Source organism: Stenotrophomonas sp. Steno-Z1, assembly GCF_056393175.1.
Genome location: NZ_JBWJPB010000001.1, coordinates 520,886 through 543,373, shown reverse-complemented (window position 1 = coordinate 543,373; position 22,488 = coordinate 520,886). Strand labels below are relative to the sequence as shown.

The following is a 22,488-nucleotide window of genomic DNA, read 5'->3' as shown; positions in this document are numbered from 1 at the left end:
ATCTGAGGGCGCCGGCGGCTATCGCAACCCGGGCGCGGGAAAGGGGGTCAGCGTACCGGAGGTGGGGCCGCCGGCGGGCTGCGCGGCGGCGCATCGTCACGGTCGATCACCTCGACCTTGGGCTCGGCCCACGGCCCGGTGACCCGATAGGTCTTGGCGCCGATCGCGCCGAGCGGCTTGCCCAGCACCGCATTGGCCGCCGCGCCCACCGCCGCGCCCACCGGGCCGCCGGCCACCGCGCCGACCACGGTGAGCAGGTTGCCCGAGCGCGGGTTCACGTCGATGGTCTGGTCGAACTGCTGGCGGCGCAGGTCGGTCTGGCCGCGGATGCTGATGTTGGCGGCCGGCCCTTCGATCAGCACCTTGTCGGTGGTGGCCATGCCGTTGCCGAACGCCAGCGCGCCATCGACCTGGTTGAACGCGAAGCCCTTGGAGAAGAAATCGCGGAAGTCGAACATCAACCGGCGCGGCAGCTGGGTCACGCTGAGCAGGCCGAGGACGCGGCCCGCCCCGGGCTCCAGCTCCAGCAACTGGCCGTTGCGCGCCGTGACCTGCATGTGGCCCTGCAGCGCCCCCAGCTGGAAGTCGGACGGACCGCCCTGCCAGCCGGCGTCCAGCGTGATCTGGCCCTGGCCACCGCGCAGCTGGCCGCCGTAGTCCAGGTTCTGCATCAGCCCGCCCAGGTCCTCGCTCTTCACATCGACGCTGACCTGGGTGCGGGCGGCATCGCCCATGCCCAGCCAGCGGCCCTGGATGTCGATGGCCTGCTTGGGGGCACGGAACTGCAGCTGGTCCACGCTCAGGCCGTTGCCGAACGGGCGCGTGCGCAGTACCGCCTGGCCCAACCGGGCCTTGCCGAACTGCAGGTCCTCGATGTCCAGTGCCAGTGGCGGGATCTTCGCCGGGTTGGTGTCGTTGGCGCTGGCCTGCACCCGCGCCGGCAGCGCGGCATCACTGGGCAGTGCGATCAGGCTGCCATCGGCCGGCACCTTGGTCGGGGTCGGCAGTGACTGCCAGTGCACCCGGCTGAGCTTGCCCACGATGGTGCCGCCGTCGGCATTGGGCACGCTCAGCGTGCCGGCCAGCGACGGCCCGTCCAGGCGCACCTCCACCGACGATGGCGTGGGCCGCAACTGCAGGCGGGTCTGCGCGAACACGCCGCCGGCCAGCAGCAGCTGCCCGACCTGTACGTCCACCTGGCGCAGCGGCATCGGGTCCTTGTCACCGCCACCGTCGGGGCCGCGGGCGAGCGCGATCCATTCCAGGGCATCCAGTGAACCGCTGCGGCCGTTGACGGCCAGGCCGCTGCCCGGCGGGTCGCGGTCCACCCGGTCGCTGCCGAGGGTGACCTGCACGCCGGTCTGGTTGTTGTGGGTACGCGCGGCCAGCGCCAGGCGCTGGCCAAAGGCCACGTCGACCCGGCCGCTGCCCATCGGCAGCTGCGCGTTGACGGTGGTCGCCAGCGGCACGGTGGCGGCCTTGTCCAGCGGCGCCGGCAGGTCCAGGCGGGTGCCCACCAGGTCCGAGTGCAGGGTCAGCAGCGTGGGCGGTTCGGTCTTGGCGCCAGCGGCAACCTTGGGCAGGGTCACCCCGATCGTCCAGCGCGAGGTGCCCTGGATATAGGGCTTGAGCCAGTTCAATTCCGGGGCGCGGTCGAGCAGCAGGCCGGCGTCCATGGCCGCGCCCAGCTCGGACTCGAAGGCCTGCTGCGGATCGCGCACGTAGCCGCCGGCACGCAGGCTGAGCTGCCCCTCCTGGCCCAGGTGGCGCACGCTCAACTTGTCCGCATCGAACCCGTCACGGCTGTAGCGGGCCTGGCCGCGCATCGCATCGAAGGCCAGCGCGAAGCGCTTCTCGGTCAGCGCCACGCCCTCCAGGTCGACCGTGCCCTGCAGGTGACCGCCGGGTTGGCCCGCATGCATGGGCTGCAGCAGGTCGAAGCCCACCTTGGCCGGGCCCTTGGCGGTGAGGTTGTCCAGCGTATCGGCATAGGTGGCATGCAGCGGGCTCTGCTTGAGCATGGCCAGCAGCGCGCCGGACTCGGCCTGGGTCGTGGCCTTGACGTACAGCGGGGTCTGGCCGAAATCGACGATGCCGGCGTCGAAATGGTTGACCGGCACGCCGGCCAGATCGCCACTGCCGTGCAGCTCGAAACCGGGGCCGATGAAGGCGATGTCCGCGTCCACCTTGCCCATCGCCGGCCAGTCGCGCTGGAAGCGGATGGTGCCGTTGCTGATATGCCCGGTGGCCTCGAAGCGCCCGTTGTTGCGGTCGAAGGGCCAGTCATCGAGGTCGCCGCTGACCAGGCCGATACCGCCGCGCACCTGCCCGGAGACCAGCGCGGCGTCGAGCCAGTCGGTGGCGCCCTTGCTCATCTGCGAGTGAATCCAGAAGCGCTTGGCCGCGGTCATCGGCACGTCGTCGATGCGCGCGGCCAGCTGCAGCCATGGCCGCGTGCCGTCGCCCTGGAACCACACGTTGCCGCGCACGTCGGCGGCGTAGTCGGTGCCCTGCACGCGCAGAGCCGGGGTACCGAAGCGCCAGCCACCGGCTTCGTCGCGCCAGCCGACCAGCTGCCCGGCCAGGCGCACGTCGTGGCGCGCGCCGAAGCCACTGGGCCAGTCGAAATGCATCACATGGCCCGGCTGCAGGTCCAGCGCGAACCCATCGGCGTCGCCGCTGAAGTGGCCGCCCAGCCCGCTCAGGCCCGGCGCATGCCCGGACGGGGCAAAGCCGATATCGGCCAGCTCGCCCTGGATGGACAGCGCACCATCGCGTTCGCCGGCCACCCGCACCTGGGTCATGCGCGCATGCGGGGCGGCGCGTTGCAGCCACTCGCGCAGCCCGGGGTCGACCCGGTCGCTAAGCGCCAGTCCGCGCAGCAGCGCGGTGGCATCGATGTTGTCACCGGCCAGCGCCATGTGCTGGCCACCGGCGATGAGCAGCCCATCCAGGCGCTGGACCTCGCCGTTGCCGGCCAGGCCGATGCGCAGCAGCGGCGCATCGGCGCGCCAGCCGCCCTGCACCCAGCGCCAGCGCGCGCGCAGCTGCAGCGTATCCAGGGTGAGCTCGGGGCGCTTGCCATCGGCCAGCGGCGCACCGCGCAACTTCAGGTCGCGCAGGTCGGCATCGGCAGTGACCATCACCGGGCGGTGGTCGCGCAGGTCCACCCAGGCATTCAACTCGCCACTGCCCTGCTGCAGCGACACTCCGGCGAACCGCAACAGCGCCGACCAGGCGCGGAAGTCGGCGGGGTCGGCCGACAGCCAGGCCTGGCCATCGCCGTGGGTGCGATCGAAATCCAGGACCGCGGTCAGTGGCATGCCCGCCTCGTCCGCCCAGGCCCGGGCGCCCACGCGCAGGCGCTGGCCGTTCACCCGCAGGCGCAGGTCGATGCGTGGCAGCGCGGTCTGCAGGCCCAGCGAGGGCGCATCCACGCGCAGGCTGCCGCCGATCACCTGCAACTCGCCCAGCCGGCGCAGCGCATCGAGCGGGTCGCCGCTGCCCGCTTCGGGCATGCCGCGCACCGACCAGCGGCCATCGTCGGCCCGCTGCAGGACCAGGGCCAGCCCGCGCAGGCGCAGCTCGGTCAGCGAATGCCCGGGCAGCAGCCCGGCATACATCGATACCAGCACTTCGGCCTCGCCGATGGCGATGCCCTGGCCTGCACCGACGCGCAGCCCGGTGAGCTGCAGCAACGGACCGCGCCGGGTCCAGGCGGTATCCAGGTGGTCGAAACGCACCGGCTGGCCGGCGCGCGCGCTCAGCCAGGCCGCCACCTTGTCCGGGTGGCGCTCGGCAAACGGCAGCAGCTGGCTGACCGTGCCCACCAGCAGCGCCACGCACACCAGCACGATCGCCATTGCATACACGGCATGGCGGCGAATCCTTCGCAGTCGCAGTCGGAGCGGCGTGCTCATCGCGCCGCGGACGCACCGGCGCGCGAGCGCGCCAGCGTGCGATGGTCAGAGCAGCACGACATCGAACTGCTCCTGCAGGTACTGCTCGTCGGCCTGGAAACGGATCGACTTGCCGAGGAATTCCTCCAGTTCGGCCACCGCCGAGGATTCCTCGTCGGTGATCCGCGCCACTACCTTGGACGAGGCGATCACCAGCAGGCGGGCCGCATCGAACTGGCGCACGGCGCGGGTGATCTCGCGGAAGATCTCGTAGGTGACCGTCTCGGCGGTCTTGATCGAGCCGCGTCCGCTGCACTCCGGGCACGGCTCGGACAGCTGCCGCTCCAGGCTTTCCACGGTGCGCTTGCGGGTCATCTCGACCAGGCCCAGCGGCGAGAAGTCGTACACGGTGGTCTTGGCATGGTCGCGCGCCAGCGCCTTTTCCAGCGTGCGCAGCACCTGGCGCCGGTGCTCGGCGTCGTCCATGTCGATGAAGTCGATGATGATGATGCCGCCGAGGTTGCGCAGCCGCAGCTGGCGCGCCACCGCCTGCGCCGCCTCCAGGTTGGTGCGGAACACCGTTTCCTCGAGGTTGCGTTGGCCCAGGAACGAACCGGTGTTCACGTCGATCGTGGTCATCGCCTCGGTCTGGTCGATCACCAGGTAGCCACCGGACTTGAGCGGCACCTGCTTGTCCAGCGCGCGGCCGATCTCGTCCTCCACCCCGAACATGTCGAAGATCGGGCGGTCGCCGCTGTACAGCTCCAGCTTCTCGGCCAGCACCGGCATGTACTTGGCCACGAACGCCTGCAGCTGGTTGAAGGTCTCCTTGGAGTCCACCTTGACCTTGTCCACGTCCTTGCGGATCAGGTCGCGCACCGAACGCAGCGGCAGGCTCAGGTCTTCATAGATCACGCTGAGCGGGGCCGCATCGCGGCCGCGCCGCTCGACCACGTTCCAGACCCGCGACAGGTAGGCCACGTCCTCGGCGATCGCCTCGGCCGGCTGGCCCTCGGCGTTGGTGCGCACGATGTAGCCGTAGCCGCCATGCTGGGCCGACAGTTCGGTCACCAGCGCCTTCAGCCGGGCCCGTTCGGCCTCGTCCTCGATCCGCGCCGAAACGCCCACCACCTTGGACTGCGGCAGCAGCACCATGTAACGGGAGGGGATGCTGATCTGGGTGGTCAGGCGCGCGCCCTTGGTCCCGATCGGGTCCTTGACCACCTGCACCACGATGTCCTGGCCGTCGCGCAGCAGCTCCACGATCGGCACCGAGGACGGCGGCGGCAGGGTGGTGCCTTCGGTATCCGGGCTGGCCACCGGGGCCGGGCGGATCACGTCGTTGGCGTGCAGGAACGCGGCGCGCTCCAGCCCGACCTCGACGAACGCGGCCTGCATGCCCGGCATCACCCGCTGCACCTTGCCCTTGTAGATGTTGCCGACCACGCCGCGGCGCCAGCCGCGTTCGATGTGCAATTCCTGCAACATGCCGTTCTCGATGACGGCGACCCGGGTTTCCCGTGGGGTGACATTGACCAGGATTTCTTCAGACATGGGCGACTCCCTTCAGTTCAAACGTCTGCAGCAACTGCTCGGTCTGTTGCAGGGGCAATCCCATCACACCCGAATAGCTTCCCGCCAGGTGGCGGATGTAACGTTCGGCGCCGCCCTGGATGGCGTAGGCGCCCGCCTTGCCCATCGGTTCGCCGCTGGCCACGTAGGCGGCGATCGCGGACGCATCGATGTCGATGAAGCTCACCTCCGAGACCACCAGCACCCCGTCCTCGCGGCCCTGGCCAACCAGCGCCACCGCGGTCATCACCTGGTGGGTGCGCCCGGCCAGCGCGCGCAGCATGGCGGCGGCGTCGGCGGCATCGACCGGCTTGCCGAACACCCGGCCATCCAGCACCACCTCGGTGTCCGAGCCCAGCACCACGGCCTCCGGATCGGTGGCCAGGACCGATGCCAGCCCGGCCCGCGCCTTGTCCGCGGCAACCCGCTGCACATAGTCGGTCGCCGATTCGCCGGCCGCACGGACTTCGGGCACCTCAAGGTCCAGCGCGCGGAACGGTCGGTCCAGGCGCGCCAGCAGTTGGGTTCGTCGGGGAGATCGAGAGGCAAGATAAAGCATCGAGGAAGCATAACCTGAGCCCACTGTCTGAATCGCGAGCAACACGACCGAATCGTGATCGACCCCGTCAAACCTCACGACGCGTTCATCGCCCCGACACCACCCTGCCGCCTTCACAAGGAGATCCACATGCGCCGCCCGTCTTTGTCCCCGCTGCTGCTTGCCCTGTCCCTCGCCCTGGGAACCTCGATGACCGCCCACGCACAGACCCAGCCCGCCGTTGCCGTCGCCGCCGACAGCACCCTGCTCAACATCTCGGCCAACGCCGAGGCCAAGCGCGTGCCGGACGTGGCCACGCTGTCGGCCGGCGTGGTCACCCAGGCCGTGGATGGCAACAGCGCCATGCGCCAGAACGCCGAGCAGATGGTCAAGGTGCTGGCCGCGATCAAGGCCGCCGGCATCGCCGAGCGTGACGTGCAGACCAGCGGGGTCAACCTCAACCCGCAGTACCGCTACGTGGAAAACGAGCCGCCGAAGATCACCGGCTACCAGGCCAGCAACACGGTCAGCCTGAAGGTGCGCGACATCGCCAAGCTGGGCAAGGTGCTCGATGCGCTGGCCGCGCAGGGCGCCAACCAGATCAACGGCCCGCAGTTCGAGATCGACCAGCCCGAGCCGGTCTACGACGAAGCCCGCCTGGCCGCGCTGAAGAAGGCCCAGGCCCGTGCCGAGACCTACGCCAAGTCGCTGGGCCTGCGCGTGCGCCGCATCGTGAGCATCTCCGAGAACGGCGGTGGCAACTTCCGTCCGGTGATGATGCGCGCGGCCGCCGCGCCGATGGCCGCGGACGTGTCCACCCCGGTCTCCCCGGGCGAATCGTCCGTGTCGGTGAACCTGGACGTGGTGTTCGACCTGGGCCGCTGAGCCGCCCCGGCGTACGCCCGACGACGGCGCCTGCGGGCGCCGTCGTGCCGTCTGGCACCGTTACCTGAGCGCCAGCCAAACACCCACAGCCCCCCTGACTTCCGGGCCGCGCCCGGCTCCGGTATTGCTGTCATTGCGCGGCCCCGTCTTCTGCCCCTGCTGCAACCCCATCGGCCCCGCCTGCACGTTGGATGTTCCCGCATATCTGGCAAGGAGAGTGGAGCATGGTCCGTACGCATCCCCCCGTAGTCCCGCTGCACATCGACGCCTCGCGCGTGCTCGGCATGAGCACCGCGCTGGCCCTTCACGTACTGGCCCTGATGCTGCTGCTGATCCCGGCCGCCTACGTGGCCGCCCCGTTGCCCCGTGAACGCACCGAGGTGCGGCTGCTGGTGCCCGCGGTGGATCCGCCGCCGGCCCCGCCAGTGATCCCCGAGAAGGTGGCGCAGGAGGTCCAGCCCCGCACCCCCGTGACCAAGCCGCAGCCGGCCCCGCTGCCGCCGCCGACCGCCACCGCAGACGTGTCCGTGGCCCTGCCGCCGCAGCCGGCCGCCGACACCCAGGCCCCGTCGCTGACCCCGCCGGCCCCCGGCCCGGCGCCGGCCGGTGAAGGCGTGCAGCTGCAGTACCGCAGCGCGCCGCCGCCGTCCTACCCGGTGACGGCGCTGCGCAACCACGAACAGGGCACGGTGCTGCTGCGGGTCCGGGTGGAACCGGACGGCACCGCCTCCAGCGTGGTGATCGAGCGCAGCAGCGGCTCGCGGGCGCTGGACAACGCCGCCCGCCAGCAGGTCCTGCGCCACTGGCGGTTCGTGCCGGCCAAGGTCGATGGCCAGGTGGTCCCGGCCGACGGCCTGGTCCCGGTGAGCTTCTCGCTGCCGGATTGACCCCCGGTGACCGGGGGGCCGGCCGTGCCGGCCCCCGGTTCCGAAAAAGTTTGATACAGAACGTTACGAATTAAGCAATTTTTCACACCTCCGTCACCCGCTGGAAACCTAGATTGTCGCGGTCGTCACTCATTTGGTGCCGATCCATCGTCATCGTTGGTTTTCCCAGTCAGGAGAGAAGCTGTGAAACACCCGATCCAACGGCTCAACAGCAGCCGCCGCAACAACCTGGCCCATTCGGTATCCCTCGCCCTCACCGGCAGCGTGATGCTGCTGGCCGGCGCACTGGCCTCCGGCTCCGCGTTCGCGCAGGAGCAGGCCACCAACCTTGACCGCATCACCGTGACCGGGTCGAACATTCCCCGGACCAACACCGAAACCCCCTCCCCCGTCCAGGTGGTCACCCGCCAGGAAATCGACCGCACCGGCAAGACCACGGTGGCCGAGTACCTGCAGACCCTGACCTCCGACGGTGCGGGCTCCATCCCCAAGACCTTCGGCAACGGCTTCGCCGGCGGCGGTGCAGGCATCTCGCTGCGCGGCCTGGGCGCCGGCTCCACGCTGGTGTTGTTGAACGGCCGCCGCATGGCCACCTACGGTCTGGCCGATGATGGCCAGAAGGTCTTCACCGACCTGAGCACCATTCCGCTGGATGCAGTCGAGCGCATCGACATCCTGAAGGACGGCGCCTCGGCCATCTACGGCTCCGATGCGATCGCCGGCGTGGTCAACATCATCCTGCGCAACGACTTCCAGGGCGCCATCCTGCGCGGCTCCTACGGCGTGTCCGGCGACGGCGACGGCGATGCCAAGAAGGCCACCCTGACCGCCGGTACCGGCGGCATCAACAGCGATGGCTGGAACGCCTTCTTCAGCCTGGACGTGGGCAAGACCGACGCGATCAAGATCAGCGACCGCAAGAACCGCAAGTGGATCGGCACCGGCGACATCCGTCGCTACGGCTACGATGCCGCCGACGTGCAGTTCCTGGGCGGCGCCTACCTGTCCGGCGGCACCGCCGGCGGCACTGGCCCGAACGGCTCGGTATTCAACAGCGCCGGCCAGCTGGTCGCCCTGCCGGGCTGCGCCGGCCTGACCACCATCCCCGGCCAGACCGATGCCACCGCGCAGGCACAAGGCTGCCTGTGGGATCCGGCCCAGCAGTTCCGCGACCTGAGCCCGGAAGAGAAGTACGTCAACGTGTTCGGCCGCGCCAGCTTCGCCTTCGGTGAAGGCGGTGAGATCTACACGGAAATCGGCTACTCCAAGAAGGAAACCGTCTTCTCCAACACCCCGTCCGGCGTGTCCGGTGGCTGGGGCTATCCCGGCGGCCCGGTCAACGCCAACAGCGGCGCCGGTGCCACCGTGCTGTCCCCGACCCACCCGGACAACCCGATCCCGGGCCAGGCCTCGCGCCTGCGCTACTCGGCCTGGGACGTGGGCCCGCGCGTGACCGACAACACCAACGAGTTCAACCGCTTCCTGGTGGGCGTGAAGGGCGACTGGGGCGATTGGACCTACGACACCGCGTTCCTGCATTCGGGTACCGACCTGGTCAACAAGCGCACGGGCTTCCTGCGTTACAGCGCGGTGCGTTGCGCCCTGGGCAACCCGGCCTGCCCGGGTGGCGTGTGGCGGATCGGCGACAACGCCGGCCTGAACTCGCAGGCGCTGTACGACTACATCTCCCCGACCATCAGCGCACGCGCCAAGTCCAGCCTGGACATGTTCAACTTCACCGTGTCGCGCAGCCTGATGGACCTGAAGGGCGGCCCGCTGGGCCTGGCGTTCGGTACCGAGTGGCGCAAGACCAGCAACAGCCTGACCCCGCAGACCTACACCGACCAGGGCGACATCATCGGCCTGGGCTACTCGGCCTATGACGGCACGCAGAACGTGTATGCCGCCTACGCCGAACTGTCCGCCCCGGTGCTGGAGCAGTTGGAACTGACCGGCGCGGTGCGCTTCGACAAGTACGAAAGCGGCGACAGCAAGGCCACGCCGAAGCTGGGCATCAAGTGGAATCCGGTGGATTGGCTGGCGCTGCGTGCCAGCTACGCCGAAGGCTTCCGCGCGCCGAACCCGGCCGAAAACGGTGACGGCGGCCTGGCCGCGTTCTCCAACGCCCGCGATCCGGTGCGTTGCGCGATCGATCCGGCCAACGAGTGCACCGCGCGCTCGGTGGCGATCATCACCCGTCCCAACCAGGCACTGAAGCCGGAAGAGTCCAAGAGCTACTCCTTCGGCATCGTGATGCAGCCGACCTCGACCACCTCGCTGACCGTGGATGCGTGGGAAATCAAGCGCACCAACGAAATCGCCCAGGGCAGCACCGCCGACGCGATCCTCGCCGGCAACGTCCTGCGTGACAGCAACAACATCGGTGGCGTGGCCAACAGCGGCACGATCCTGGCGGTCAACACCGCCTACGTGAATGCCAACTCGTCGCGCGTGCGCGGTATCGATACCGATATCCGCCAGACCTTCGACCTGGGCCCGGGCCAGCTGGAAATGGACCTGCAGTGGAGCCACCTGCTCAAGTTCGAGCGTACCGAAGGTGACACCACGGTCGACTACGTGGGCACCCACGGCAACTGCGATGTGACCAACTGCATCGGCACCCCGCAGGACCGCATCAACTTCGGCACGACCTGGAAGCAGGGCGACTGGAGCATCAGCGGCGTGGTCAACTACATCGACAGCATGGAGAACAAGGACCGTCGCGGCGGCGATTACCTGGCCTTCTACGAGGACGGTACGCCGGTCGAGAAGATCGCCTCGTTCACCAGCTTCGACCTGTCCGGCCGCTGGGCGGTCACCGAGGCCTTCGAGCTCAACGCCTCGGTGCAGAACGTGTTCGACCGGATCGCGCCACTGGATCCGTCCACCTACGGTGCGGTGAACTACAACCCGCTGCACTTCAGTGGCGCGATCGGCCGCTACTTCACCGTCGGCGCGAAGTACACCTTCAACTGATCTGGCGGGATGTGGAACGAAAAGCCCGGGCATTGCCCGGGCTTTTTTTTGGCGGTGCGTGGGGTTGGATCATTGCCGCGCTGCGCGCGGCCAGCCGACCAACGGTCGGCTCTACGCGGGCAAAAAAAAAAGCCTCGCATCGCTGCGAGGCTTTTCAAAACTTGGCGCCCGAAGTTGGACTCGAACCAACGACCCCCTGATTAACAGTCAAGTGCTCTAACCGGCTGAGCTATTCGGGCGGGGTGCGCATTGTAGCCCGTTTTTCGCAGGATGTAACCCGTTTCGGCTGCTTTTCTTCACGTCCGCCACCAGCGCCTGGTTCAGGCCCGGTGATAGGGATGGTTGGCCAGCATCGCCGCCGCGCGGTACAGCTGCTCGGCCACCACCAGCCGCACCAGCATGTGCGGCAGCGTCAACGGGCCGATCGACCATTTCTCGTCTGCCAGCGCCGATACCTCCGCCGAATGCCCCTCGGGCCCGCCGATCAGGAACGCCAGGTCCCTGCCCTGCCCGCGCCAGTGCTCCAGCCGCTGTGCCAGCTGCGCCGAACTGAGCTGTCGGCCTGGCACATCCAACGCGACCACGTAGGCATTCTTCGGCAGCGCCGCGATCACCCGCTTGCCTTCGTCATCGGTGGCGCGGCGCGCGTCGCGGCCCTTGCCGCGCAGGCCCGGCTCGATCTCCACCAGTTCGAACGGCAACCAGTGCGACAGCCGCTTCTGGTACTCGGCAAAGCCCTGCGCCACCCAGGCCGGCGCGCGTTCGCCGGTGGCGATCAACTTCGCTTTCATCTCTCGTCTCCCGGCACCAGCGGGGATGCCGTTGAAATGACGACGGCGCCATCGGCGCCGTCATCGTGACCTTCGACGCGCCGCTTCAGCGTGCGTCGTAGTCGTACTCGTCGCCTTCATCGGCGTCGTCCAGCAGGCTCGGCGGCTGGTCGCCGACCGTCCACAAGCGCTCCAGCGCATAGAACTCACGCACGCGCGGCAGCATCACGTGCACCACCACGTCGCCCAGGTCGACCAGCACCCACTCCGCTTCGCGTTCGCCTTCCACGCCCAGCGGCATCACGCCCAGCTGCTTGGCGAACTTGACCACTTCATTGGCGATCGACTTCACGTGGCGGCTGGAGGTACCCGAGGCGATCACCATGTAATCGGCGACGCTGGACTTGCCGATCACGTCGATTTCGACGAGATCCTTGGCCTTCAGTTCTTCGGTGGCCTTGCGCACGCACTCCAGCAGCTGCATGACGGAGGGCGCCGGATTCGGCATTTGGACCTTGATGGTCTGGGGCTGGGCTTGGTTGCTCAAAGCGGGTGAACTCGATAAATGTGGGGCCGATTATACGGGCCCGGGCGCCCGCGCGTATTCACGACGCCGCCGCACCGTACAGGCCGTGGTCGGCGATGTAGTCGGCCACGGCCGCCGGCAGCAGGGCCCGCCAGTCCCCGCCGGTGGCGATCCGCTGGCGCACCGCACTGGCCGATTCCTCGCGCAGCGGGGCCTGCAGGCGCAGCACCCGCCCGGCGGGCGCCTCCTGAAGGTCACGCGCATGCGCGGCCCAGCGGCCGGCCAGCGCGGTGGCCAGCACCGGTGGCAGGGCCTGCTCCAGCGGGCTGCCCGGGCGGTCGGCGACGATGAAGTGGGCCAGGTCGAACAGCGCCTCCCACGCGTGCCAGCCCGGCAGCCCGAGCAGGCTGTCGGCCCCCACCAGCCACGCCAGCGGCTGCCGCGGGCCGAGCTCGGCGCGCAGCTCACGCAGGGTATCCACGCTGTAGGACGGCACCCCCGGCTGGCGCGCGGCCCGGTCCAGCTCGCGCCGGTCCAGCTGCAGGCCGGGTTCATCGCCGATGGCCAGGGCCAGCATCCGGGCACGCTGTTCGGCATCGGCGCCGGGCAGTGCCCGGTGCGGCGGGTCGGCGGCCGGCATCAGGCGCACGGCCACCTGCAGCTGATCGCGCGCGGCCCGCGCGATCGCCATGTGTCCCAGGTGGACCGGATCGAACGTGCCGCCGTAATGGATGCGCAGGCGCATGCCGCTCAGGCGCGAGCCAGCAGGCGCACCGCGCGGGCCTCGGCCACCGCCAGCAGCAGGCGTTCCACGCCCAACCACGGATCGCCATCGGCGCGGCCCTTGGCCATGCGGTCGACCAGGCCGGCCTCGGCCACGAACCGGTCCCAGCGCTTGGGCTCGGGGTGGCGCTGCAGCGCGCGCTTGAACGGCGCCTGGCGCGACTCCCAGATGCCGCGGCTCTTCATCTCCGCGGCGAGGTTGCCGCCGCGGGCCTGGACCCGGGCCAGGCCTGCCGTGGAGAGCAGTTCGCGGATCACCATCGGCATCAGCGCGGCCACGGCCTCGCCCTCACCGCGCAGCCCGGCCAGCATCCGCAGCACCGCCGCCGGTTGCCCGGAGAAGCTGGCCTCCAGCAGGCGGAACACGTCGTAGCGGGCCGCATCGGCCACCAGCGACTCCATGGTGTCAACGTCCAGGGTCTGCCCGGCCGCCAGCAGCGCCAGCTTGTCGATCTCCTGGGCGGCGGCCAGCAGGTTGCCTTCCACCCGCTCGGCCAGGCGCTGCACCGCGGCCGGATCGGCGCGCAGGCCCTTGCCACGCAGGCGCCGCTCGATCCAGTCGGGCAGTTCGTGCGGCTTGATCGCCCAGGCCACCGACAGCACGCCGACGCGGTTGACCGCCTCGGCCCACTTGCCCTGGTGGGCCTTGCTCCATTCGTTGCAGGTGATCATCAACACCACGTCCGGCGCCGGGTTGGCGCAGAACTGGCTGATCACCTCGGCACCGTCCTTGCCCGGCTTGCCGCTGGGCAGGCGCACCTCCATCAGCCGGCGTGCGCTGAACAGGCTGGGCGCGTTGAAGCTGCCCTCGACCTGGTTCCAGTCGAAATCGCGGCCGTCGGCATCGAATACTTCACGCTCGTCGATGCCGTCGGCGCGCGCGCGGGCGCGCACCGCATCGGCGGCCTCCAGCACGCGCAGGGTTTCCGGGCCGGCGATCAGGTACACCGGCGCCAACGCCTGGCTGGCCGGCTGGCTGGCGAGTTGTTCGGGGCGCAGTTCCATCCTGGCGCGGCCGGTCCGCAGGCGGACCGGTCAGCGACCCTGCGCGGCCGGCGGCTGCACGGCCGGCTCGACCGGAGGCTGCACCGGCGCGGCGGCCGGCTTGGCCGGCACGCGGCCGTCCAGTTCGGCACGGACCACGCTGTCGATGCGGCGCATGATCGAGGCCGACATTTCACGCCGCAGTTCGTCGGCGAGGATCTCGCGCTCGGTGGTGGTACCGGTGGCGTCGGTGGGCGGGGACACGTAGTCGCGCGACAGTTCGATCACCTGCTGCGGGACCAGCTCGCTGCCGTCCTCGCGCAGGAACTTGAAGATCACCGCGTAGCGCAGGCTGTATTCCTGCGCGCGGCCCTGCGCATCGATGGCGATCGGCAGATCCCCCCAACGCTCGGACATCACCTGCAACTGCGCGGCCTTGTCCTTGCTGTCCGGGTCGGCGATCTGCGCGCCCGACGCCTGCAGGCCGCGACGCAGCAACTTGGCCAGTTCGCTGTAAGGCGCACTGGACACCACCTGCACCGCGGCGGTGTCGGCCGGCAGCATCAGCTTGTTGCGCATATGGAAGCCGCACCCGGCAAGGGTCGCGGTCAGGACGAAGGCAAGCAGGAATCGGGTCATGGGCACAGTCTGGGGGAGCCGGGCAGGCGCGGCAACAGGCATAGAAGATGCCCGATGCCGCGTGAACGTGACTTGAGACCGGTGGCCGCCGTCAAGCGGCCACGATGTTGACGATCTTGCCGGGCACGATGATGATCTTGCGCACGGTCAGGCCGTCCAGGAACTTGGCCGCATTCGGCTCGGCCAGGCCCATCGCCTCGATCTGGTCGCGCGGCGCATCGGCAGCCACCTCGATGGTGCCGCGCAGCTTGCCGTTGACCTGCACCGCCAGGGTGACCGCATCGCGCACCAGCGCGGCGGGGTCGGCCTGCGGGAACGCCTGGTCTTCCAGCAGTTCTTCGCCATGGCCCAGCACCTGCCACAACGCGTGGCTGGCATGCGGGGTGATCGGGTTGAGCAGCAGCACGGTGGCGCGCAGCGCCTCCTGGCGAACCGCGCGGCCCTGTTCGCTGGCATCGTCGAACTTTGCCAGGGCGTTCATCAGTTCCATCACCGCGGCAATGGCGGTGTTGAAGCTGTGGCGACGGCCGTAGTCGTCGCCGACCTTGCCGATGGTTTCGTGGGTCTTGCGACGCAGCGCCTTCTGCTCGGCGGTCAGCGCGGCCAGGTCCAGCGCCGGGGCGGCGCCTTCGGCGGCATGCTTCTGCACCTGCGCCCACAAGCGGCGCAGGAAGCGGGCCATGCCGTCCACGCCGGCTTCGTTCCACTCCAGCGACTGTTCCGGCGGGGCGGCGAACATCGAGAACAGGCGCACCGTATCGGCGCCGTACTTGCTCACCATCACCTGCGGGTCCACGCCGTTGTTCTTGGACTTGGACATCTTCTCGGTGCCACCGATCACCACCGGCTGGCCGTCGGCGATCAGGGTGGCGCCGGTGATGCGGCCGCGCTCGTCGCGCTGCACGTCCACATCGGCCGGGTTGATCCAGTCCTTGGAGCCGTCCGGGTTCGGCCGGTAGTAGGTCTCGGCGATCACCATGCCCTGGCACAGCAGGTTCTGCGCCGGTTCGTTGCTGTCCACCATGCGCGCATCACGCAGCAGCTTGTGGAAGAAGCGGAAGTACATCAGGTGCAGGATCGCGTGCTCGATGCCGCCGATGTACTGGTCCACCGGCAGCCAGTAGTTGCCGCGCTTGTCCACCGCGTCGCGGGCACCCGGCGAGGTGTAGCGCGCGTAGTACCAGCTCGACTCCATGAAGGTGTCGAAGGTGTCGGTCTCGCGCTCGGCCGCGCCGCCGCAGTCCGGGCAGGTGGTCTTGCGCCATTCCGGATCGGCCTTGATCGGCGAACCGGTGCCGACGAAGTTGACGTTCTCCGGCAGCACCACCGGCAGCTGCTCTTCCGGCACCGGCAAGGCGCCGCACTTGGGGCAGTAGATCACCGGGATCGGGCAGCCCCAGTAACGCTGGCGGCTCACGCCCCAATCGCGCAGGCGGTAGTTGACCCGGCGCTGGCCCTGGGCCTTGCGCTCGAAACGCTCGGCCAGTGCCTCGAAGGCGCCCTGGAAGTCCAGGCCGTCGAACTCCTCGGAGTTGACCAGCTCGGTGTCACGGGTCTTGTCGCCGTACCAGTCCTGCCAGCGCGTGGCGTCGTACGCGCTTTCTTCCTTGCGCAGCGACTTCAACGCGATGACCTGGCGGATCGGCAGGCCGTACTTGTTGGCGAATTCGTTGTCGCGCTGGTCGTGGCCGGGGACGGCCATGACCGCGCCGGTGCCGTAGCCCATCAGCACGAAGTTGGCGACCCACACCGGCACCTGGGCACCGGTGACCGGATGGATGGCGCGCAGGCCGGTATCCATGCCGCGCTTTTCCTGGGTTTCCAGTTCGGCTTCGGAGACGCCGCCCTGCTTCATCTCGGCCAGCAGCGCGGCCAATGCCGGGTTCGACTTCGCCGCGTGCTGGGCCAGCGGGTGTTCGCCGGCGATCGACACGAAGGTCACGCCCATCACGGTGTCCGGACGGGTGGTGAACACGCGCAGCGGGTCCAGCGCGCTGCCGTCGGCGTCACGCACGTCGAACTGGATCTCCAGTCCTTCCGAGCGGCCGATCCAGTTGCGCTGCATGGTCTTGACCGAATCGGGCCAGCCCGGCAGTTCGTCCAGGCCGTCCAGCAGTTCCTGGGCGTAATCGGTGATGCGCAGGAACCACTGCGGGATCTCGCGCTTTTCCACCAGGGCGCCGGAGCGCCAGCCGCGGCCGTCGATGACCTGTTCGTTGGCCAGCACGGTCTGGTCGACCGGGTCCCAGTTCACCACCGCGTTGCGGCGGTAGGCCAGGCCCTTGCGCATCAGCCGGGTGAACATGCGCTGCTCGTGCACGTAGTACTCGGGGGTGCAGGTGGCGAACTCGCGCGACCAGTCGATCGCATAGCCCATGGCCTTGAACTGGCCACGCATGTGCTCGATGTTGGCGTAGGTCCACTTGGCCGGCGCGGTCTTGTTCTTGATCGCCGCGTTTTCGGCCGGCAGGCCGAAGGCATCCCAGCCCATCGGCTGCAGCACGTTATGGCCGGTCATCCGCTTGTAGCGGCTGATCACGTCACCGATCGTGTAGTTGCGCACGTGGCCCATGTGCAGCGCACCGGACGGATACGGCAGCATCGAGAGGCAGTAGTACTTCGGCTTGTCCGAAGTCTCGGTGACCTCGAAGGCACGGGTGGCATCCCAGAACTTCTGGGCGGCGGATTCAACCTGCTGCGGATCGTAAACGTTGGGTTCGACGCTGGTCATGGAAACGCTAGTGCGGCGGCAAAGCGGGACAGGGTACCGCAGTGCGGCATGGGGCTCCAATCGAGCGCACCTACCCTCCCCCGCAAACCCCTCATCCCGTTGAATCGGCAAGGGTTTTCCCGGCCCTGCCGATTCGGCGCGGGGGCCGGTGTGCGCGTGCTCAGCCCTGCCGGCGCGCCAGCGGCAGTGCCGCCACCAGCCACACCGCCCAGCAGGCGAAGGCCAACCGCTGGGCCAGCGGCGCCGGCAACCACTGCTGCAGCACGAACGCGGCCAGCAGCATCGCCGCGCCGCAGCCCAGGTGCAGCAGGGCCTGGGCGCGCCAGCCCGGCAGCCGCAGCGCGCCCAGGCCATACATCAGCGTGCCCGGCACGAATGCCAGCACCCAGACCATCCAGGCGCTGGCGTGGTACTGGCTGGCCGGGCTTTGGATGTCGCTGGCGTCCAGCGGCAATACGCCCATGGCCGCAAAGCCCACCCCCGCCAGCATCAGCAACTGCACGCCCACGCGCATGGACCAGGGCGCGGTGCGTGGCACCCGCAGCAGCAGGCGCACCGCCACCGCGCTGGCCAGCACGCCGGGCAGCACGAACCCCAGCACGCTGAAGGCCTGCGCATGCGGCACCCCGATCGCCCCCAGCAGCGCGACCGGGTGGCGCATCGCGTCGTAGCCCGGCAAGGCCAGCCCGAACCCGGCCACGGCGGCCACGAACAGCAGGGCGGCCAGGACGCCGATGGCGCGATCGATGCGGTGCAAGGTGTGCATGGAATTCTGCCAGCGCGGTTCAGGACGCCGCATTGTCTCCGGTTTGCACCGATCGCGGGCAGCGGGGTTGCGTCCAGCGACACACGCACCCATACACTGCGTACATCTTTAATCGTGATTGCCGACCATGAGCGAATTGCCGCACGTCTTCGACGCCACCACGGCCACCTTCGAGGCCGAGGTCCTGCAGAAGTCCCTGCAGACACCGGTCCTGGTGGATTTCTGGGCTACCTGGTGCGAGCCCTGCAAGACCTTGGGCCCCATGCTGGAGAAACTGGCCGGCGAGTACCACGGCGCATTCGAGCTGGCCAAGGTCGACGTCGACCAGGAACAGCAGATCGCCGCGGCATTCCAGATCCGGTCGGTGCCCACCGTGTTCCTGGTCAAGGGTGGCCAGCTGGTGGATGGCTTCCCCGGCGCCTTGCCCGAAGGCCAGATCCGCGAATTCCTGGCCCAGCACGGGGTGACCCCGGCCGCGCCGGTGGAGGAAGCACCGGCGGCGCTTGCCCCGCTGGACCCGCAGGCGCAGGTGGACGTGCTGCGCGCGGCCATCGTCGCCGAACCGGACAAGGACGAACTCAAGCTCGACCTGGCCCTTGCGCTGCTGCAGACCGGCGCCAGCGACGAGGCCAGCAGCCTGATCGACGCACTGCCGGCCAACCTGGCCACCGATGACCGTGCCGTGCGCGCCCGTGCGCGACTGGACTTCGCCAACGCGCTGCGCGATGCACCTTCGGCCGACAGCCTGGAGGCACGCATCCAGCAGGACGGTGATGACCTGCAGGCACGCCACCTGCGTGGCGTGCAGCTGCTGCTGGGTGGCGAGGACGAAGCCGCGCTGGAGCAGTTCCTGGAGATGCTGCGGCGCGACCGCAGCCATGCCGATGGCCTGCCGCGCAAGCTGCTGATCGATGCCTTCAAGGTGATCGACGACGATGACCTGGTCGGCCGCTACCGTCGCCGCATGGCGTCGCTGCTGTTCTGATCGCCGCCGGCGCGTCGGGCCGGCCAGCCGGACCCGACACGCGCGCTGTTATGGATTTCGCGACTTCTGGACGTGATCTCGATCACGTTCAGAAACCCTGCACGGCCACCGGGCAATAATGCCGCGTGGCACGTTGGATGCCGCGATCCATTCGGGGGGATGAGGTCTGGGCCATCGGGGTCGCAGGGCTGCGCCCCGTCCTGCAGGGCCCTGATGACCGTGAGTTCCACCCGCCTGACGCACCTTCCCTGGCTGAGCCGCCTGCTGCTGTTGGCATTGCTGGCCGCCGCGTTCCCGTCGCTGGCCCAGGACTGGACCTACCGGGTCCGGCCCGGCGATACCTTGTGGGACCTTGGCGGGCGCTACCTGAAGCCCTCGGTGCCGTGGGAACAGCTGCAGGCGCACAACCGCGTGGCCGATCCCTACCGGTTGCCGCCGGGCAGCCAACTGCGTTTCCCGGTGGCCTGGCTGGCCGTGCAACCGGCCCCCGCACGCGTCCTGGCCACGCGCGGCAAGGTCCAGTTCGGCGATGCCGGGCAGGCCGCGCTGCGCGACGTGGTCGAGGGCCAGCTGCTGACCATCGGCCAGCACCTGGTGACCGGTGCCGATGCCAGCGTCACCCTCGCCTTCGCCGATGAATCGCGCCTGCAGTTGCGCGAGCACTCGCGGCTGCGCCTGGACCAGCTGAGCCGCTACGGCCGCACCGGCATGGTCGACACCCGCGTACGCCTGGAACAGGGCCGTACCAGCAACCGGGTCACCCCCGCCAAGGGGCCCGCTTCGCGTTACATCATCGATGCCCCCACCGCCACCAGCAGCGTGCGTGGCACGGTGTTCCGGGTCAGCGCCGGCGAGCCCGGGCACGTCGCGTCCACCGAAGTGCTGCAGGGCCGGGTGCAGGTCGGCAACCGCCGCGGCGCACGCCTGGTCAACCCCGGCCAGGCCACCCGCAGTGAGTCACTGGATACGCGCCCCGGCGCCGCCGAGGCCCTGTTGCCGGCACCGCGGCTGGATGTGGCGCAGCTGCGCCTGGATGCGCTGCCGGCGGTGCTGGCCTGGTCGGCGGTTGCCACCGCGGCACAGTACCGGGTCGAGGTGGTGCGGGCCGACCAGCCCGAGATCCTGCTATTCGCCGAGCAGACCGAGGCCACCACCCTGACCATCCCCGACCTGCCGCCCGGCGCGCTGCGCGTGCTGGTCCGGGCGATCAGCGCCGACGGGGTGGAAGGCCTGGATGCCGAACAGGACATGGTGGTGCGCGACCAGCCCGCGGCGCCACTCACGGTGCGGCCGGTCAACCAGGAAACCGTCCGCAGCGCGCGGCCGCGCTTCCAGTGGAGCAAGGTCGAGCAGGCCCGCTCGACGGTGCTGCAGATCGCGCGTGATGCGCAGTTCCTGGCGCCGGTGCTGGAACAGGAAAGCCGCGGCACCCACCTGCGCCCCGCCACGGACCTGGCCGCGGGCAGCTACTTCTGGCGCGTCGCCTCGCGCGACGGCGACGGCCATCGCGGTCGTTTCGGGCAGCCGGTGGCGCTCACCATCAGCGATGCCCCGATCGACCCGGCGTTGCAACCGCCGCAGGCCGCCAAGGGCCAACTGACCCTGCGCTGGCAGGCGGGCGAGCCCGGCCAGCGCTATCGCGTGCAACTGGATCGCCGCGGCGATTTCGCCCAGCCGCTGCTGGACCGTGAAGTGGCGCAACCGGAGGTCTCGCTCAAGCGCCCCTGGCACGGCACCCTGCACGTGCGCGTGCAGTACATCGATGATGACGGCTACGCCGGCGCGTTTTCGCCGGCGCAACGGATCGAGCTGCCGTGCCGCACCTGTTACGGCGCCGGCGGCGGCGCGCTGCTGCTGTGGCTGCTGCTGTGAGGCCATTGGCCCTGTCCTGGCCATGGCGCATCGTGCTGTCGGTGCTGGTTGGCGCGCTGGTCGTGGCGGCCAGCCACTGGCAGTGGTTCTGGCAGCAGGATGAAGCGGTGTACGACGCCTACGTCGGCGGCTGGGACTACCGGCCCGATCCGCGCCTGCTGATCGTGGCGATCGACGACAACAGCCTGCAGCAGATCGGGCAGTGGCCATGGCCGCGCTCGACCCACGCGCGCCTGCTCGACCGCCTCACCGACGCTGGCAGCACGCGCGTGGTGCTGGACCTGATGCTGTCCGAGCCGGACCGCCAGGATGCGGCGCAGGATGCCGACCTGGCAGCGGCGATCCGCCGCAACGGGCACGTCGTCCTGCCCGTGCTGGCAGCCCCGGCCAGCGGGCCACGCATGGCCGAGGAGCTGCTGCCGATCCCGTTGATCGCCGCCAACGCGGCCACCCTGGGCCACAGTGACATCGACGTGGATGCCGACGGCATCGCGCGCGGGCTTTACCTCACCGCCGGCATCGGTTCACCGCACTGGCCAGCGCTGGGACTGGCCCTGGCCGACGTGCGCGGCCCGCTGCCGGGGCTGCGCGATACCGCGCCGGCGCAGTCCTCGCCGTACCAGTGGCGGCGCAACCATTACGTGCGCGTGCGCTACGCCGGCCCGCCCGAGCGCTTCCCGCAGGTGTCCTACGTGGACGTGCTCAACGGCGAGGTCGATCCGGCGCTGCTGCGCGGGCGGCTGGTGCTGGTGGGCACGACCGCCAGCGGCATCGCGCCGCGACTGCTCACGCCGACCACCCGCGAGCGCTGGATGAGCGGCAGCGAGTACCAGGCCAACGTGGCTTCGATGCTGCTCGACGACAAGGTCATCCAGCTGCCGCCCACGCTCTGGCAGGACCTGCTCAGTGGGCTGCTGGTGGCGCTGTGCTGCCTCGGCCTGACCCTGCCGCGTGCCGCCGCCAGTGCGTTGCTGGCACTGCCGGTCACGCTGCTGCTCAGCTTCGTGCTGCTGCGTGCCGGCAACCTGTGGTTCGCACCGGCGGCCGCGCTGACCGGCATGCTCGCGGTGATCGCGGCCTGGGTGCTGTGGCGGATCAGCGCCTGGCACCGCCAGGCCAACAGCGATGCCCTCACCGGGCTCGGCAATCGCCTGCGTTTCGAGCAGGTCCTGCAGCAGGAACACGATGCCGGGCGGCGCAGTGGCCGGCCGCTGAGCCTGGTGCTGATCGACGTGGATCATTTCAAACACCACAACGACCTGCACGGCCACCACGTCGGCGACACCGTGCTGCGCCGGATCGCCGAGGAGATCGGCGCGCATGCGCGGCGTCCGCGCGACATGGCCGCCCGCTTCGGCGGCGACGAATTCGCCCTGATCCTGCCCGACACCGCCGCCGAGGGCGCGGTGCAGGTGGTGGACGACCTGCTGGCGCGCACGCGCGCGATGGAGGTCGCGGTGGGGCACGGGCAGACCCTGCAGATCACCTTGACCGTGGGCATCTACACGCGGGTGCCCGCGACCGCCAGCGAACCACGGCACTTCTTCGAGGGCGCCGATGCGGCGCTGTACAAGGCCAAGGCCGCCGGGCGCGACGGCTACGCGGTCGACGAGGGCGAGCCGGACCTCCGGTGAACACCGCTCCCTGACCATACGCTTGCGAATGGTAGACTCCG

Annotated in this window: 16 protein-coding genes and 1 tRNA gene; 6 read left to right on the top strand and 11 right to left on the bottom strand. The window is 69.6% G+C overall.

Translation table 11 applies throughout. From position 1 onward, the window contains the following. Positions 1 to 47 precede the first annotated feature (47 nt). Genes AC06FD_RS02245 through AC06FD_RS02235 form a run of 3 tightly spaced genes read right to left on the bottom strand, consistent with a single transcriptional unit; the run spans position 48 to position 6,030 of the window. Positions 48 to 3,920 carry a YhdP family protein gene (locus AC06FD_RS02245; RefSeq protein ID WP_478076881.1) on the bottom strand — a complete coding sequence of 1,291 codons (3,873 nt, stop codon included), beginning with the start codon at positions 3,918 to 3,920 and terminating at the stop codon, positions 48 to 50. Between the two features lie 45 nt (positions 3,921 to 3,965). Beyond that, positions 3,966 to 5,453, bottom strand: a complete 1,488-nt coding sequence (rng, locus tag AC06FD_RS02240) for a ribonuclease G (protein ID WP_259205821.1) — start codon at positions 5,451 to 5,453, stop codon at positions 3,966 to 3,968. Next, positions 5,446 to 6,030: a Maf-like protein gene (locus AC06FD_RS02235; RefSeq protein ID WP_394160891.1), complete on the bottom strand. Its 585-nt coding sequence runs from the start codon at positions 6,028 to 6,030 to the stop codon at positions 5,446 to 5,448. Before AC06FD_RS02235 ends, rng begins: the two co-directional genes overlap by 8 nt. 129 nt (positions 6,031 to 6,159) lie before the next feature. Here AC06FD_RS02235 and AC06FD_RS02230 point away from each other — a divergent pair, with 129 nt between their 5' ends. The 3 genes from AC06FD_RS02230 to AC06FD_RS02220 all read left to right on the top strand — a co-directional run bounded on the left by AC06FD_RS02230 (position 6,160) and on the right by AC06FD_RS02220 (position 10,757). Further along, positions 6,160 to 6,894 carry an SIMPL domain-containing protein gene (locus AC06FD_RS02230; RefSeq protein WP_259205823.1) on the top strand — a complete coding sequence of 245 codons (735 nt, stop codon included), beginning with the start codon at positions 6,160 to 6,162 and terminating at the stop codon, positions 6,892 to 6,894. Between the two features lie 224 nt (positions 6,895 to 7,118). Next, positions 7,119 to 7,781, top strand: a complete 663-nt coding sequence (locus tag AC06FD_RS02225) for an energy transducer TonB (protein ID WP_259205824.1) — start codon at positions 7,119 to 7,121, stop codon at positions 7,779 to 7,781. 183 nt (positions 7,782 to 7,964) lie between these two features. Beyond that, entirely contained in the window at positions 7,965 to 10,757 is a 2,793-nt protein-coding gene (locus tag AC06FD_RS02220; protein ID WP_478076880.1) for a TonB-dependent receptor, read from the top strand. 162 nt (positions 10,758 to 10,919) lie between these two features. Here the strand turns inward: AC06FD_RS02220 and AC06FD_RS02215 are convergent. The 8 genes from AC06FD_RS02215 to AC06FD_RS02180 all read right to left on the bottom strand — a co-directional run bounded on the left by AC06FD_RS02215 (position 10,920) and on the right by AC06FD_RS02180 (position 17,956). Next, positions 10,920 to 10,996: transfer RNA gene (locus tag AC06FD_RS02215), tRNA-Asn, on the bottom strand. An 81-nt stretch (positions 10,997 to 11,077) separates the two neighbouring features. Next, a complete protein-coding gene (rlmH, locus tag AC06FD_RS02210; protein ID WP_394160896.1) occupies positions 11,078 to 11,548 on the bottom strand; it encodes a 23S rRNA (pseudouridine(1915)-N(3))-methyltransferase RlmH in 471 nt (156 codons plus the stop codon). An 85-nt stretch (positions 11,549 to 11,633) separates the two neighbouring features. Next, positions 11,634 to 12,035 (bottom strand): ribosome silencing factor, encoded by a 402-nt coding sequence (rsfS, locus tag AC06FD_RS02205; RefSeq protein WP_259205851.1) that lies wholly within the window; start codon positions 12,033 to 12,035, stop codon positions 11,634 to 11,636. Between the two features lie 97 nt (positions 12,036 to 12,132). After that, positions 12,133 to 12,798 (bottom strand): nicotinate-nucleotide adenylyltransferase, encoded by a 666-nt coding sequence (nadD, locus tag AC06FD_RS02200; protein ID WP_478076879.1) that lies wholly within the window; start codon positions 12,796 to 12,798, stop codon positions 12,133 to 12,135. Between the two features lie 5 nt (positions 12,799 to 12,803). Continuing rightward, positions 12,804 to 13,841 carry a DNA polymerase III subunit delta gene (holA, locus tag AC06FD_RS02195; protein WP_259205865.1) on the bottom strand — a complete coding sequence of 346 codons (1,038 nt, stop codon included), beginning with the start codon at positions 13,839 to 13,841 and terminating at the stop codon, positions 12,804 to 12,806. A gap of 30 nt (positions 13,842 to 13,871) precedes the next feature. Continuing rightward, entirely contained in the window at positions 13,872 to 14,459 is a 588-nt protein-coding gene (locus AC06FD_RS02190; RefSeq protein WP_259205872.1) for an LPS-assembly lipoprotein LptE, read from the bottom strand. Positions 14,460 to 14,550: 91 nt separating this feature from the next. Continuing rightward, entirely contained in the window at positions 14,551 to 17,190 is a 2,640-nt protein-coding gene (leuS, locus tag AC06FD_RS02185; RefSeq protein WP_259205892.1) for a leucine--tRNA ligase, read from the bottom strand. A gap of 160 nt (positions 17,191 to 17,350) precedes the next feature. Next, positions 17,351 to 17,956 (bottom strand): DUF998 domain-containing protein, encoded by a 606-nt coding sequence (locus AC06FD_RS02180; RefSeq protein ID WP_478076878.1) that lies wholly within the window; start codon positions 17,954 to 17,956, stop codon positions 17,351 to 17,353. A gap of 127 nt (positions 17,957 to 18,083) precedes the next feature. Between AC06FD_RS02180 and trxA the strand changes: the two genes are divergently transcribed. The 3 genes from trxA to AC06FD_RS02165 all read left to right on the top strand — a co-directional run bounded on the left by trxA (position 18,084) and on the right by AC06FD_RS02165 (position 22,447). Further along, entirely contained in the window at positions 18,084 to 18,941 is an 858-nt protein-coding gene (gene trxA / locus AC06FD_RS02175; RefSeq protein ID WP_478076877.1) for a thioredoxin, read from the top strand. 213 nt (positions 18,942 to 19,154) lie between these two features. After that, a complete protein-coding gene (locus AC06FD_RS02170) occupies positions 19,155 to 20,813 on the top strand; it encodes a FecR family protein (protein WP_478076876.1) in 1,659 nt (552 codons plus the stop codon). Further along, positions 20,810 to 22,447 carry a CHASE2 domain-containing protein gene (locus AC06FD_RS02165; RefSeq protein ID WP_478076875.1) on the top strand — a complete coding sequence of 546 codons (1,638 nt, stop codon included), beginning with the start codon at positions 20,810 to 20,812 and terminating at the stop codon, positions 22,445 to 22,447. The genes AC06FD_RS02170 and AC06FD_RS02165 overlap by 4 nt, the downstream gene beginning before the upstream one ends. Positions 22,448 to 22,488 lie beyond the last annotated feature (41 nt).

Excerpts from the sequence above, each read along its gene's own strand:
- AC06FD_RS02245 (WP_478076881.1), bottom strand. The coding sequence starts at position 3,920 with ATGAGCACGCCGCTCCGACTGCGACTGCGAAGGATTCGCCGCCATGCC.
- rng (WP_259205821.1), bottom strand. The coding sequence starts at position 5,453 with ATGTCTGAAGAAATCCTGGTCAATGTCACCCCACGGGAAACCCGGGTC.
- AC06FD_RS02235 (WP_394160891.1), bottom strand. The coding sequence starts at position 6,030 with ATGCTTTATCTTGCCTCTCGATCTCCCCGACGAACCCAACTGCTGGCG.
- AC06FD_RS02230 (WP_259205823.1), top strand. The coding sequence starts at position 6,160 with ATGCGCCGCCCGTCTTTGTCCCCGCTGCTGCTTGCCCTGTCCCTCGCC.
- AC06FD_RS02225 (WP_259205824.1), top strand. The coding sequence starts at position 7,119 with ATGGTCCGTACGCATCCCCCCGTAGTCCCGCTGCACATCGACGCCTCG.
- rlmH (WP_394160896.1), bottom strand. The coding sequence starts at position 11,548 with ATGAAAGCGAAGTTGATCGCCACCGGCGAACGCGCGCCGGCCTGGGTG.
- rsfS (WP_259205851.1), bottom strand. The coding sequence starts at position 12,035 with ATGCCGAATCCGGCGCCCTCCGTCATGCAGCTGCTGGAGTGCGTGCGC.
- nadD (WP_478076879.1), bottom strand. The coding sequence starts at position 12,798 with ATGCGCCTGCGCATCCATTACGGCGGCACGTTCGATCCGGTCCACCTG.
- holA (WP_259205865.1), bottom strand. The coding sequence starts at position 13,841 with ATGGAACTGCGCCCCGAACAACTCGCCAGCCAGCCGGCCAGCCAGGCG.
- AC06FD_RS02190 (WP_259205872.1), bottom strand. The coding sequence starts at position 14,459 with ATGACCCGATTCCTGCTTGCCTTCGTCCTGACCGCGACCCTTGCCGGG.
- leuS (WP_259205892.1), bottom strand. The coding sequence starts at position 17,190 with ATGACCAGCGTCGAACCCAACGTTTACGATCCGCAGCAGGTTGAATCC.
- AC06FD_RS02180 (WP_478076878.1), bottom strand. The coding sequence starts at position 17,956 with ATGCACACCTTGCACCGCATCGATCGCGCCATCGGCGTCCTGGCCGCC.
- trxA (WP_478076877.1), top strand. The coding sequence starts at position 18,084 with ATGAGCGAATTGCCGCACGTCTTCGACGCCACCACGGCCACCTTCGAG.
- AC06FD_RS02170 (WP_478076876.1), top strand. The coding sequence starts at position 19,155 with ATGACCGTGAGTTCCACCCGCCTGACGCACCTTCCCTGGCTGAGCCGC.